This is a genomic window from Barnesiella viscericola DSM 18177 (genome assembly GCF_000512915.1).
Lineage (GTDB): Bacteria > Bacteroidota > Bacteroidia > Bacteroidales > Barnesiellaceae > Barnesiella > Barnesiella viscericola.
The window spans coordinates 2,126,867-2,140,860 of the sequence record NZ_CP007034.1; the positions used below are offsets into that span (position 1 = coordinate 2,126,867).

The following is a 13,994-nucleotide window of genomic DNA, read 5'->3' on the forward strand; positions in this document are numbered from 1 at the left end:
GAGGGCGAGTTGCTCAAATGAGGTCGTCGAAGGGGAGACGCAGTTGAAGCCCGTCGCAGTCCGCTTCGAGCGAATTGCCCACCCCTGCACCAATCAGACGAATCTTGCGCCCGCCGAAGTCGCAGGCGGTCAACAGCTCCTGGGCTACCCGGTAGAGTGTCGACAGGGAGTCGACGGGCTTGGGTAGTGTTTTGGAGCGGGTAATCTGTTTGAAATTGTCGAATTTAAGTTTCAGCACCACCGTTTTTCCCTGGAAGCGATGGCGTTGCAGCCGGGACCACACCTCGTCGCACACTTCGGCCAGGTCGGTCGCCAGGCGGGAACGGTCGTCGGTATCCTCGACAAACGTCGTCTCGGCGCTGATCGACTTGCGTATGCGGTTGGGCACCACCTCGCGGTCGTCGATGCCGCGGGCGTAGCCGTAGTAGAGACCGCCCGCCTTGCCGAACTGCCGCATGAGCGAGGCCCGGTCCCATTGCCGCAGGTCGGCCCCGGTGAGGATACCCAGGGCGTGCATCTTCTGGGCCGTCACCTCGCCGATACCGAAAAACCGTTCGACAGGGAGCGAGGCGACAAAGGCCTCGATTTGAGCCGGGGCGATGGTGAAAAGACCGTTGGGCTTGCGATAGTCCGAGGCAATCTTGGCCAGCATCTTGTTGACCGACACCCCGGCCGAGGCCGTGAGCTGCGTCTCGGCCAAAATGCGGCGTTTGATTTCGCGGGCCACCAGCGTGGCCGACCGCTCGTGCGACACGTCGAGAAAAGCCTCGTCGAGCGACAGCGGTTCGATGAGGTCGGTATAGTCGGCAAAGATTTGGCGTATCTGCATCGACACCGCCTTGTACACCTCGTGCCGCGGTTCCACGAAGATGAGCTGGGGGCAGAGCCGTCGCGCCTGGGCCGACGAAAGAGCCGAGTGTACCCCGTAGGGGCGCGCCTCGTAGCTGGCCGTAGCCACCACCCCACGTGGGCCGCTGTGTCCCACGGCAATCGGCTTGCCCCGGTAGGCCGGGTTGTCGCGCTGCTCCACCGAAGCGTAGAAGGCGTCCATGTCGATATGTATGATTTTGCGTTGCGGCATACTCGATAGCTCCCTCGTTTGTTTATCCAAACAAAGATAACGATAAAAACCATTCGGTGGAGTTGTTCCGGTCATCAAGGAGTGTCGTGCGAAGGGAGAGCTGTTCAGAATAGTTATATTAAATAAAATTAAAATATGTGATAAAAACAAGAAAATTGGAAATATTCACCCCGTTTTTGCCGCTTTTACAGGGAAATATCTATATTTGTATAGAATTTGGTGAGATAATGGCCGGGAATCCGAAAGATATAATGGAATCGCTTAGCGCTAAGTTTCGTGCTATTAGCGATTTATGTAAAACTTTCGAGAACGAAAACGGCGCTCTCAAAGACCGTTTGGCGCAGCGCGAGCAAGAGATGCAGGCGTTGCAGAAAAGGTATGACGAGTTGGAGAAACGATACAGAAATCTGAAACTCTCGAAATCCATTACCGAACAAGAGGGGTCGAGTGCCGCCGAAACAAAAGCCAGATTTGCCAGATTGGTGCGGGAAATCGATAAATGCATCTCACTCTTGAATGAATAGATGCTATGAACGATGATAAATTAAAGATAACTCTGAGAATTGCCGACCTGAAACACCCGTTGGCCTTGCGGGTCGATTACGGAGCGGACGAAAAATATTGGAGAGACGCCGCCGACTTGTTCAACAAACGTTGGGCTTTTTACCGGGACAAGTATAGAGACGGACTGATGGACTCGGAATCGGTGATGGCGATGGTAGCGGTAGAGATTGCCCGATTGTACTGCGAGATGGTGCAAGACCGCAAAACGCTGTTGGCCGACTTGAAGAAACTCGAAGTCGAGGCGGAGAATATACTGAACGAACATACCGTGAAAGAATAGCGGTATCGAAAAAAAGAGATAGTTCCTGCACTGCGGCAGCCCCAAGCATGGGCGGCTGGTAGTGCTTTTTTTATAATTATAATTTAGAAACGATGAATTACATACTATTAATCTCTGCAATCGTTGGCGGCCTGGTGGTAGGCGGTCTCGTTGTATTTCTGGTGAATCGCTACCTGCTGGCGGCTCGCTCCAAGACCATTCTCGAAGAGGCCGAAAAAGAGGCCGAGGTCATCAAAAAGAACAAACTGCTCGAAGTCAAGGAGAAGTTTATCCACATGAAGGCCGAGATGGAGAAACAGGCCAATGCCCGCAACTCCAAGTTGCAATCGGCCGAGGCTAAACTCAAACAGCGCGAAATGCAACTCTCCCAGCAACAACAGGAACTGCAACGGAAGAAGAGCGAGACCGAGGCCGTGCGGGCCAATCTCGACAGCCAGCTCGAACTGGTAGAGAAGAAGAAACAGGAGCTGGAAAAACTCCATAAATCGGAAGTCGAGCGGTTGGAACACCTCTCGGGTCTCTCGGCCGAGGAGGCCAAGGAGCGGCTCGTCGAGTCGCTGAAAGAGGAGGCCAAGACGCAAGCCGCCTCGTATATCAACGACATCATGGACGATGCCAAGATGACCGCCAACAAAGAGGCCAAGCGCATTGTCATACAAAGTATCCAACGGGTGGCTACCGAGACCGCCATCGAAAACTCGGTTACGGTATTCCACATCGAATCGGACGAAATCAAGGGCCGCATCATCGGTCGCGAAGGCCGCAACATTCGGGCCCTCGAAGCCGCTACCGGCGTAGAGATTATCGTTGACGATACCCCCGAAGCCATCGTGCTCTCGGCCTTCGACCCCGTGCGCCGCGAAATTGCCCGTCTGGCCCTGCACCAGCTGGTAACCGACGGCCGTATCCACCCCGCCCGCATCGAGGAGGTGGTAGCCAAGGTGCGCAAACAGATCGAGGAGGAGATTGTCGAGACCGGTAAACGCACCGCCATTGACCTGGGTATCCACGGTCTGCACCCCGAACTCATTCGCCTGGTAGGTAAGATGAAATACCGTTCGTCCTACGGACAGAACCTGCTGCAACACTCGCGCGAGACGGCCAACCTCTGTGCCGTCATGGCCTCGGAGCTGGGCCTGAATCCCAAGAAAGCCCGTCGCGCCGGTCTGCTGCACGATATAGGCAAGGTGCCCGACGAGGAGCCCGAATTGCCGCACGCTCTGCTGGGTATGAAACTGGCCGAGAAATACAAGGAGAAACCCGATATCTGCAACGCCATCGGCGCTCACCACGACGAGACCGAGATGACCAGCCTGCTGGCCCCCATCGTACAAGTGTGCGATGCCATCTCGGGAGCCCGTCCCGGAGCCCGTCGCGAAATCGTCGAGGCCTACATCAAACGGTTGAACGACCTCGAACAGCTGGCACTCTCCTATCCCGGCGTATTGAAGACCTATGCCATACAGGCCGGTCGTGAGCTGCGCGTGATTGTGGGTGCCGACAAGATCGACGATGCCGAAACCGAAAATCTGTCGACCGAAATCGCTAAACGCATTCAGGACGAGATGACCTATCCCGGACAGGTGAAGATTACCGTCATTCGCGAAACACGTGCCGTAAGTTTCGCCAAATAACGGGGAGACGCCATACCGCTCCACGTTTACCAATCGACGACGAGGCCGTAGGGCGTTACCCGAATGTGATTCGTGTACGGTCTGGGGCCTTTGTCGATATTAATGCTCAACTCACATGGACAATACAAAAGATAATCATACGACAAATCCGTCGGAAAAGCCGCAGCTCACATCAGAGACCTGCCGCCGCAGGGGGGCGAAGCTCGAAGTGTATGACTGGCTGGCCGACATTCCCGAGTCGCACGACGATACCGACCTGGTTGAGGTGCGCTTCAAGAACACCCGCAAGGGCTATTACCGCAACACCACTCATATCCGGCTTGTTCCCGGCGACCTGGTGGCTGTCGAGGCATCGCCGGGGCATGACATCGGCGAGGTGACCCTTACCGGCCGTCTGGTCCTGTTGCAGATGAAGAAGAACAATGTGAAAATCGATAACCCCGACTTGAAACGGGTCTATCGCAAGGCCAAACCCAACGACCTTGAAAAGTTTGAAGAGGCCAAGGCCAAGGAGCACGACACCATGATTCGCGCCCGCAAGATTGCCGAGGACCTGCATCTCGACATGAAGATTGGCGACGTCGAGTATCAGGGCGACGGCAACAAGGCCATCTTCTACTATATCGCCGACGAGCGGGTCGATTTCCGTCAGCTCATCAAGGTGCTGGCCGAGGTGTTCAGGGTGCGCATCGAGATGAAGCAAATCGGTGCCCGGCAGGAGGCCGGACGCATCGGCGGGCTGGGCCCCTGTGGTCGTCAGCTGTGCTGCTCGGGCTGGATGACCAATTTCGTGTCGGTAGCTACCAGTGCCGCTCGCTATCAGGACATCGCCCTCAATCCGCAGAAACTGGCCGGGCAGTGCGCCAAGTTGAAGTGCTGCCTCAACTACGAGGCCGACGCCTACGTCGAGGCCCAGAAGCGGCTCCCTTCGCGCGAAATTCCGCTCGAGACCAAGCTCAATACCTATTATCATTTCAAGACCGATATTTTCAAGCGCGAGATGTCCTACTCGACCGACAAGTCGATTGCCGCCAATGTGGTGACCGTGAGTGCCGAGCGGGTGTTTGAAGTCATTGCGCTGAACAAGAAAGGCATAAAACCCGACACCCTCGAATCGGAGGCCGGGGCCCGCGCTCCCGAGCGCCGTGAGTTTGAAGATGTGGTAGGGCAGGACAGCCTCACCCGCTTCGACAAGGCCAAGAAGAGCAAGAAGAAGGGCAACAGCGGCCGTCGTCAGCAGCAGGGTGGTGAACCCCGCAACAAGTCGGGCAACAACAACGGAAACCGGGGGCAGAACAACAAGCCGCCCCGTAACGGTAAGAAAGGGGGAGGCGACAAGGAGGCCAATGCCCAACAGCCCCGCAAGGGTGGTGGCGAAAACCAGGCACCCAAGTCGGCTCCGAAACCGGTAGCACCGAAACCGGCGGCTCCCGAAAAGAAAGAGTAAGGTATGAAGAAGACCGGCTTACTCATAGGACTGGCCGTCGTGGGGCTGGGGAGCATCTGCTCATGCCGGCAGACCGACGTCTACAACGAGTTTAATACCTTGCCCCGAAACGGCTGGTTTAAGCGCGACGTGCAACGCTTTACCCCCGAGTCGCCCGACTCTACCGGGCGGTATGACCTCTACCTCACCCTGCGCCACAACGGCGATTATGCCTACCGCAACCTGTGGCTCTTCGTGTCGTATACCGGGGCCGACGGCGAGCAGAAGACCGACACGGTCAACTGCGAACTGGCCGACGAGTTCGGCCGTTGGTCGGGAGGCGGCTGGGGCTCCTATTACCAGCAGGAACTCTTGCTCGACGATTGTTTCCGCTTTGTGGGTAAGGAGCAGGTGGTTACCATTCAGCAGGCCATGCGCGACGACCGCATTCGCGGCATCTCCGATGTGGGCATTCGCATCGCCCCTCACACCGAGCCCTGAGAAAGCACCTGTCCGTGTCCATATGTGGAAGGACTGTGATATATAAACGGAGCGACTATTGATACAGCCGCTCCGTCTTTTTTTGCCAGTCTTTCCCCTTGGGGAATAAAAGGAAGGTCGCCCCTTGCTCACGCGAGAGGCGGCCCAAGATCTCAAAAATTAAAAGATGCAAATTGAGACTTTCTATATTATTGATTCTCTTCCTGGAATTTCTGGTTCATCTTCAAGAGGTTGATGGTGTAGGCTACCACGTTTTGCGACTCCTGAATCACGGTGAGGTAGACGATGCCCACCTTGATGTAGGACATCTGTTCCCGCATCTGGCGAATCTCTTCCCGTTTAAGCACACCCAGTTGATTGATGAGTATGTTACCCTGGTTGTAGAGTGCGGGCAGTTCGTGGTTGTTGTTTTCCTCGACAACCTGTTTGCATTTTTCCAGGAAATGAACAATCTCCTGAGCAATCATGCCAAAGCTCTCTTTCTGAGCCTGACCCAGCGGGTTGAAGTTGTTGTCGGTATGTTCGAGACACGGTTCGCAGGTCCGTTTGATGGCGTGAATGATGTCGTAGGAGAAATCGTTGCCCTGGAAGTAGTAGAGACCCTTTTCCAGACCCACCTGGTCGTTCAGGTGCGAGACCCCTATGGTGCCCAGCCGTTTCACCTGTTTGAAGTAGTGGCGTTCGGTCTCGATGTCGCCCATCGCCTTGCGCAGGGTGCGGTAGCTCTCGTGGAGGAATCCCGAGGTTACCCGGTCGTAGAGGTCGGCACTCCAAGCCAAGACTTTGGTAAACTCTTCGCGGCTGAATTGGCGCAACAGAACGAGAGCATTTTCCTGGTCCTTGTTGGCCACCAGTTGTTGAGCCAGCGAGCTCTTTTTCTCTTTTTTCAGTTTCTTGTTATAGGTGATTTGACTGTGGATAAGCATGTAGGCAGCCAATACACTCATCAGGATAATGGCAATGGTTCCGCCGAAATAGACAATCATCGTGACGATGAAGCAGAAGAGGAAGGCGGCGCCGGCGGTGATGAACCACCCGCCGATTACCGAGATGACACCGGTGATGCGGTAGACGGCGCTGTCGCGACCCCAGGCCCGGTCGGCCAGTGAACTACCCATGGCTACCATGAAGGTTACATAGGTGGTTGAGAGGGGCAGTTTGAGCGAGGTACCCAGGGCGATGAGCAGGCTGGCCAATACCAGATTGACCGAGGCACGCACCAGGTCGAAGGCGGCACCGTGTTCGAGTATCACGTCGTCCTTGTCGAACCGGCTGTTGAGCCACGTGCGGGCCTTGGGCGGTATGTTGTTGATGATGAGCGACGAGGCGTTGGTGGTCATGCGCACCAGTTTGCGGGCGATAGGCGAGGTACCGAAATTCTCTTCGCCTGTCTCCTGCCGCGACAGGTCGACCGAGGTCTTGATCACGTTCTGGGCTTTCTTCGAGGTGAACAGGGCAATCACCATGATGATGCCCGACCCGATGAGGAATACCGAAGGCGTCCGGGCCGATTCGAGCAGCGAGGTGGTGAGGAACTGGTCGGGAGCCAGCCCGTTGGCATTGGCCACATAGTCGGTGTAGGCCGAGAACCCGGCCAGAGGTACACCGATGAAGTTCACCAGGTCGTTACCGGCAAAGGCCAGGGCCAGAGCGAAGGTTCCCAGCAGCACCACCACTTTCAGCACATTCACGCGGCACCACATCAGAATCTGCATCAATACGGTGGTCACCACGAAGCAGCAGCCCATGAGCAACTGGGTGTTCTCGTGAATCCAGGCCCGGGCTTCGGGGGTCATCATGGTCGATGCCTTCAAGCCGTTGATAAGAATAAAGTAGATGATGGTGGTGGAAGCGAAACCGCCGAACAGCGCTCCGAAATATTTCAGTTGCCGGCGATAGTTGAATTTGAAAATCAACCGGGCAATATACTGTACGACAACGCCGAAAAAGAAGGCGATGGCTACCGATACGAAGATGGCGATAATCACCTGCAACGCCTTGTCGGTGTTGATGAGATCGCCCATCTGCAAGGCACCGTTGCTGTTGATGGTCTTGACGATGGCCAGGGCGAAGGTACCGCCCAGCAACTCGAATACCATCGACACCGTGGTCGAGGTGGGGAGCCCCATCGTGTTGAAGACGTCGAGCAGCACCACATCGGTGAGCATCACCGCCAGCAGGATACACATGATTTCATTGAGGTAGAAGAACTGGGGCTGGTATATACCGTGTCGCGCAATATCCATCATGCCGTTCGACATGGAGGCCCCCACAAAAATACCTATTGCCGCGATGGCCATGATCACTTTGAAGGAGGCGGCTTTGGCGCCGATAGCCGAGTTGAGGAAGTTCACGGCATCGTTGCTTACTCCCACCGACAGGTCAAAGACGGCAATCAGGAAAAGAAAGATAACGATAATCAGATAGAATGTTTCCATAATCTCTAATTTGCATGTTTTTTCACAACGCAAAGGAACGACTTTCATGTTACAGAATCGTTACAAACATATATCTATCTTATTTCTTTTCGCCGTCGTTTCGCCGTCGTTTTGCCCTTGGCTTCGGCGGTACAGCGGGCCGGGGGAGCCTGTTAGCGGGCTTGGTCGCGGTTGCCCTGTGAAAATGCAAAGGAGGCAACCCCGATGCCGGGGCTGCCTCCTGGTATGATTGTGCGATAGCCGACCGATTACTTGCCGCTCTCCTTTTTGGCTCGGGGAGCGCGGGTGGCCGGTTTCGTGGCGGCCTTTTTCCCGGCGGCTGGTTTAGAGTCGGTTTTCTTCCCGGGAGCCTTTTCAACTTTTTCCGATGGTTCCGAGATACCTATCTCCTCGGGTTTCTTCCGGCGGAGTATCTGTGCCGTGCGGGCCGGCAGGTAGAGGAGCAGCCACTCCTTGTGCTCGTTTTCGAAGAGCGGGTCGCGTCGGGTAAAGTGGGGGACACTCTTGTCGACGAGTCCATAGCCGCCGAACTCGGGGTCGTCGCTGCTCATGAGGGTCGAGTATTCGCCGGCCGGGGCCAGAATGCCGTAGCCGTTGAACGACTTGCAGGGGTGGAAGTTGAAGACGAAGAGCAGGTCGTCGCGCATGAAGGCGAGCACCTGGTCGCCGTCGTTCTCGCACAGCTTGACGATAGGGGTCTGCTCGAACTTTTTCTTTTGACTCACCAGGTGAATCATGGCTTGGTCGAAGGCACCGAGGTATTGGTATTTCAGGTCGTCGCGGTCCACGAGGTCCCACTGGCGGCGGGCATACTTGTAGGACCAGCCGTTACCCTGGCGGGGAAAGTCGATCCATTCGGGGTGACCGAACTCGTTGCCCATGAAGTTGAGATAGCCGCCGTTGATGGTCGAGAGGGTGACGAGCCGTATCATCTTGTGCAGAGCCATGCCGCGGTCTACGACAAAGTTGGTATCGTTCTTGCTCATGTGCCAGTACATCACGTCGTCGATGAGGCGGAAGATGATGGTCTTGTCGCCCACCAGTGCCTGGTCGTGACTCTCGGCATAGTTGATGGTCTTCTCGTCGGCCCGCCGGTTGGTCAGTTCCCAGAAGATGGCCGTCGGTTTCCAGTCCTCGTCCTTCTTCTCCTTGATGGTCTTGATCCAGAAGTCGGGGATACCCATGGCCATGCGGTAGTCGAAGCCGATGCCTCCGTCCTTGAACTTGGACGCCAGACCCGGCATGCCGCTCATCTCTTCGGCGATGGTGATGGCGTGGGGATTGACTTGGTGGATAAGCTCGTTGGCCAGGGTGAGGTAGACGATGGCGTTGTCGTCCTGCCCGCCGTTGTAGTAGTCGTCGTAGGAGCAGAAGGCCTGTCCCAACCCGTGGTTGTAGTAGAGCATCGAGGTGACGCCGTCGAACCGGAATCCGTCGAAATGGAACTCGTCGAGCCAGTACTTGCAGTTGGAGAGCAGGAAGTGAATCACGGCGTTCTTGCCGTAGTCGAAGCAGAGCGAGTCCCAGGCCGGGTGTTCCCGGCGGTTGTCGCCATAGAAATATTGGTCGTAGGAGCCGTCGAATCGTCCCAACCCTTCTACTTCGTTTTTGACAGCGTGTGAGTGGACAATGTCCATGATGACGGCAATGCCCCGCTGGTGAGCCTCGTCGATGAGCGCTTTCAGGTCGTCGGGGGTGCCGAACCGCGACGAGGGAGCGAAGAAGCTCGACACGTGGTACCCGAAGGAGCCGTAGTAGGGGTGCTCCTGTATGGCCATGATCTGTATGGCGTTGTAGCCGTCGACCGCGATGCGTGGCAGAATCTTTTCGCGAAATTCGTTGTAGGTGCCCACCTTCTCCTCCTGCTGGGCCATGCCGATGTGGCATTCATAGATGAGCAGAGGTGAGGTCTTGGGTTTGAACCGGGTTTTGGTGAATGTAAAGGGCTTCTCGGGATCCCAGATCTGAGCCGAGAAGATGTAGGTCTCGGGGTCTTGTACCACGCGGGTAGCCCAGGCCGGGATACGCTCGCCCTCCCCGCCGTTCCAGTGGACCGACAGCTTGTAAAGATCGAGGTGGTGCAGCGTTTTGAGGGGGAGTTTGATTTCCCACACGCCACCACCGATGGCCAACAGTTTGTATTGGGGTAACTCTTTCCAATCCGAGAAGGTACCGATCAGATAAATGGCGTTAGCATTGGGCGCCCATTCCCGGAATACCCAGTGGCGCTTTTCCTTGTGGAGACCGAAGTAGAGGTATCCGTCGGCAAATTCCGATAGGTTCCCGCTGCCGTTGGTCAGTTCGGCTATCTTTTCCACGGCACGGTTATGCCGACCTTCGATAGCTCGTTTGTAAGGAGCCAGCCAAGGGTCGTTTTTGATTAGTTTCAGCGTTTTCATAAGGCTGTTTTTAGGGAGAACGACATGACCGCAGGTAATGAGATCCCGTGCTCTTTCCTGCCGGTTGAAACATGGTGAGTAATCCCCACGGTGGCGGAGCCGTTTTTACTCCGATGCCGGGGCCGATTTCCGTCATATTCCTACATGCAAAAGTAATAAAAAAACCGATATATGAAACTTTAAGCCTCGAAACATTACAGGGGAGGATAAAAAAGTTTTGATGTTTTGCCGATGCTTTATTCGGTGTGGCGATATTTTATTTCAGTCCCTTTTTGAGGGCGATGGTAAAAAGGCTGGTTGGGTTTGAATTTGTTGTTTTTTGTATTAACTTTTTATAGAATTTTTTTGAAAATCGGAAGAATTTGCGATATTTGCACAATATAAGTTATGTGATTGAGCCTTTGGAAATATAAGGATAGAACTTTGCCGACTTGTTGCCTGGAGGACTATTTGTCGATAAGAGAGTGAATATAGAGTTAAATAAAAATTGCTAACGCAGATAATAATTGTATGAAAAAGAGATTCCTACTACTTTCTTTCTGTGTTTTCTTGGTGATGGGCCTGTGCGCCAAGCCCCGTTCATTACAGGAGGCACAACAGATCGCCAATAGCTTTTCGGGTAATACCGGCAAGACGACCGATCTTAAAAAAGGTGTGAAATCTACCACGCAACTTGCGTTTGTCCAGGAGGGGGCTTCGCAGCCGCTCTATTATGTGTTCAATAAGGGAACGGGATTTGTTATCGTATCGGCCGACGATCGGGCAACCGAAATTTTGGGCTATTCCGATGCGGGTTCGTTTGATGTCAACAATCTGCCCGATAACTTTCGGTTCTTATTGGAATCGTATGCGACTGAATTAGAGGACCTCTCTGCCGTACCTGAGACAGATGCCGTTCCGATGATACCAGTCAAGGCTTCTGCCCAAACGGGAAATACTTCGGTAGCACCCTTGCTGGGTAATATCCTGTGGGATCAGGGCGATCCGTATAATAACTTCTGTCCCACATTGCAAAATGGGAACAAAGCGGCTGTGGGGTGTGTTGCCACGGCCATGTCTCAGATTATGGGATACTATCAGTGGCCTCTTAAAGGTACTGGTACGATACCCGGTTATACGACGCGTACCAATGGGTTTGTGATCGACGATGTGAACATCGACAATACCTATTATGATTGGGACCACATGACTCCCTTTTATAACTCAGAGAGTACAGCCGAAGAGCGAGAGGCCGTAGCTCTTCTTGCCTATCATTGCGGTATCTCGGTAAATATGGATTATGATTCTTCGAGTGGAGCTTATAGTTTTGATGTCCCTAAGGCTTTAACTACTTATTTCGGATATAACGAGAATATGGAAATCTATAGCCGCTCTTATTATACCAAGGCCGAATGGGATTCGATTATCCGGAATGAGTTGGACGAAAGTCGCCCTGTATATTACAGTGGTCAAAGTACTGGGGGCGGTCACGCTTTTGTTTGCGACGGTTACGACACGAACGGTTTGTTCCATATCAACTGGGGTTGGAGCGGTTTGTCGAATGGCTATTTTCTGCTTTCCGATCTGACTCCGTCGGCACAGGGTACCGGAGGTTCCAATAGTGGCTACAACAGTAGTCAGTCTATAATCGTGGGGATACAACCGCAAACCATGCCCGAGAGAGAGGAGTACCAGATTTATTTGGCCTCGACTATGGAGGTCTCCGACACAGAGATAGGTCGTAATGATTCTTTTGATGTGGATTTTCAAACTCTCTGGAACAATGGAGCCCGAACATTTACCGGGTTTGTGGGAGTTGTTTTGTGTGATGAGTCGGACAAGATTGCTTGTGTCCTTGATTCCATAACGGCGACATTCAATACCCTGGGAGGTTGGGGCTCGGGACGCTTTACCATTGATGTCCCTGAAACGGTTGCCGATGGCTCTTACCGGCTCTGTTTTGCCTATCGGGCAGAGGGAAAGAGCGATTATCATGTAATACGGACCCCTGTGGGCAAACCCAACTATGTACGTACGAGAATAGAGGGTGATAAGATCTACTTTTCGGGTGCCGAAGATCAACAACCGGCGTTGAGACTTGACGCTTTGGAAGTGGTTGGTAACTTATATTATGATCGGAATGGACGATTCAGATATACGGTGACCAATGACGGCGGTGAATATGTATCGGTTTTAGTATTGTATATGATTTCTGCAACGAGTGAGAATGTGTATACATTGGGTAGTATTAATCCTGTCGTAATTGCCCAGGGTGAGACTCAGACGTTTGAAGTGTTGGAGCCTGTTGTCCTTCCCGAGGGAGAATACTACGTGTATCTCTGTTACGATCCCTATAATTCGTATGAAACTCTTCAAAATGTCAGTCTCTTGGGTGAGGGTATCCCGGTGACGGTCTTGCCTACTCCGGAAACAAATGAGGTTAATCTGAGATTGAACACGCCTCTCTCTTTTGCCGATAATAGTCATGTAGATGGGTCGGATATAAATATGACGGTAAGCATCACCAACCAGGGAGATTATTTTTCCCATATTGTTACTGCCTATGTTTTCCCCGAAAGAGGTGGAGAATCGTTGGGCTATGTCGGGTACCAAACGTTTACTATTGACGCCGGTGAAACACGAGATTTGACCCTCAGTGGCGCTTTGACCTTAGACGAAGGCTCTTATATGCTGGCATTGTTTTATTATGATGAAAACGAACGTAGTTGGTTACAATTCCAGCCGTATGAATATAGCCAGCTGCTTTTCACATTGTCGGGAGTACCTACCGCCATCGATGCCGCCGAAATGGAGAAGATGACCGTCTATCCCAATCCGGCTCACGATATGATGTATGTGCGCGCTTCGGGCGAGATAACTGACATTGAGGTGTATGATTTGTCGGGCCGTCGGCTTTTGCAGATGCAACCCGAGACCGAGGGTGAAGTGCAAGTGCCCGTGGCCGGTTTGCAGGCCGGTACGTATATGTTGATGGTACGTACTGAACAAGAGGTGAAAACAACCCAATTTATCAAGAAATAAAACGGTATGCGACTCTCTATATCCCTCTGTCTTGCGATGTTGATAGCTTGTATAGGGTGCAAAAGTTCCAGCCCGACGGCACAAGTCTCGACGATTGTCGTGCCCAAGCAGGTACTCAACGGGTCGACCCCTGCGCAGGCGATGGCTTCGGCGGTCGTCTATAAAACGACGCGCGATTTCAGCGACTGTGTGCCGGTGACGATGGATGCCAAGCACGAGCATATCGTCTCTTATCCGGCTCCTTCCGACCTCTATTACAAGGGCCAGTTGGCCAAACCGGTTGCTTTGGCCGAGGGCTATTGGCTCGACAATCGGGGCATTAGCGAGCATGTGGCTTTTCTGGATTACACCTACGAGGAGTACAGCCAGTTGAGCGAAGCTCCCGGGTTGGAAGTCTTGGAGAGCAAGATTCTGGAACGCTATCCGCTCACCGAGATGTATGTGTGTGGCAAGCGCAACAGTTACACCCACGAAGTGGAAGAGCTGAATCGGCTCATAAAGGAGGGTTTTGTCGGATGTCGCAAGGTTTCACTTCCTATACCGTTGAAAGTAACCCTCCAATTGAAATAGTCTCCGTTGGAGTTTATACAAGATTTGTCAGGAGGATAGGGCTTTGGTCCCTATCCTCCTGTCGTGTTTTTGGGGATATC

General features: G+C 53.5%; 10 protein-coding genes. 7 read left to right on the forward strand and 3 right to left on the reverse strand.

The features are described from left to right. Positions 1-13: 13 nt before the first annotated feature. Positions 14-1,081: a DNA polymerase IV gene (gene dinB / locus BARVI_RS08680; protein ID WP_025278860.1), complete on the reverse strand. Its 1,068-nt coding sequence runs from the start codon at positions 1,079-1,081 to the stop codon at positions 14-16. Positions 1,082-1,218: 137 nt separating this feature from the next. Between dinB and BARVI_RS13005 the strand changes: the two genes are divergently transcribed. From BARVI_RS13005 to BARVI_RS08705, 5 genes are all read left to right on the forward strand, one after another. Then, positions 1,219-1,605: a DUF4515 domain-containing protein gene (locus tag BARVI_RS13005; protein WP_157232575.1), complete on the forward strand. Its 387-nt coding sequence runs from the start codon at positions 1,219-1,221 to the stop codon at positions 1,603-1,605. A 5-nt stretch (positions 1,606-1,610) separates the two neighbouring features. Beyond that, positions 1,611-1,925, forward strand: coding sequence for a cell division protein ZapA (locus BARVI_RS08690; RefSeq protein ID WP_025278862.1), 315 nt, complete (start codon positions 1,611-1,613; stop codon positions 1,923-1,925). A gap of 92 nt (positions 1,926-2,017) precedes the next feature. After that, a complete protein-coding gene (rny, locus tag BARVI_RS08695; protein WP_038534326.1) occupies positions 2,018-3,559 on the forward strand; it encodes a ribonuclease Y in 1,542 nt (513 codons plus the stop codon). A gap of 115 nt (positions 3,560-3,674) precedes the next feature. Continuing rightward, the gene (locus BARVI_RS08700; RefSeq protein ID WP_025278864.1) at positions 3,675-5,006 is read left to right on the forward strand and encodes a PSP1 domain-containing protein; all 1,332 of its coding nucleotides are present in this window, start codon (positions 3,675-3,677) and stop codon (positions 5,004-5,006) included. A 3-nt stretch (positions 5,007-5,009) separates the two neighbouring features. Then, positions 5,010-5,486, forward strand: a complete 477-nt coding sequence (locus BARVI_RS08705; RefSeq protein WP_025278865.1) for a gliding motility lipoprotein GldH — start codon at positions 5,010-5,012, stop codon at positions 5,484-5,486. A gap of 188 nt (positions 5,487-5,674) precedes the next feature. Here BARVI_RS08705 and BARVI_RS08710 read toward each other — a convergent pair whose 3' ends face one another. After that, entirely contained in the window at positions 5,675-7,924 is a 2,250-nt protein-coding gene (locus tag BARVI_RS08710; RefSeq protein WP_025278866.1) for an inorganic phosphate transporter, read from the reverse strand. Between the two features lie 248 nt (positions 7,925-8,172). Continuing rightward, positions 8,173-10,323, reverse strand: a complete 2,151-nt coding sequence (locus BARVI_RS08715; RefSeq protein WP_025278867.1) for an alpha amylase C-terminal domain-containing protein — start codon at positions 10,321-10,323, stop codon at positions 8,173-8,175. Between the two features lie 510 nt (positions 10,324-10,833). On the opposite strand from BARVI_RS08715, the gene BARVI_RS08720 reads away from it, so the two are divergent. Both BARVI_RS08720 and BARVI_RS08725 read left to right on the forward strand, forming a co-directional pair. Then, complete coding sequence (locus BARVI_RS08720) at positions 10,834-13,344, forward strand: thiol protease/hemagglutinin PrtT (RefSeq protein WP_084547029.1); 2,511 nt, start codon at positions 10,834-10,836, stop codon at positions 13,342-13,344. Positions 13,345-13,350: 6 nt separating this feature from the next. After that, positions 13,351-13,914 (forward strand): hypothetical protein, encoded by a 564-nt coding sequence (locus BARVI_RS08725; protein WP_025278869.1) that lies wholly within the window; start codon positions 13,351-13,353, stop codon positions 13,912-13,914. Positions 13,915-13,994: the final 80 nt, after the last annotated feature.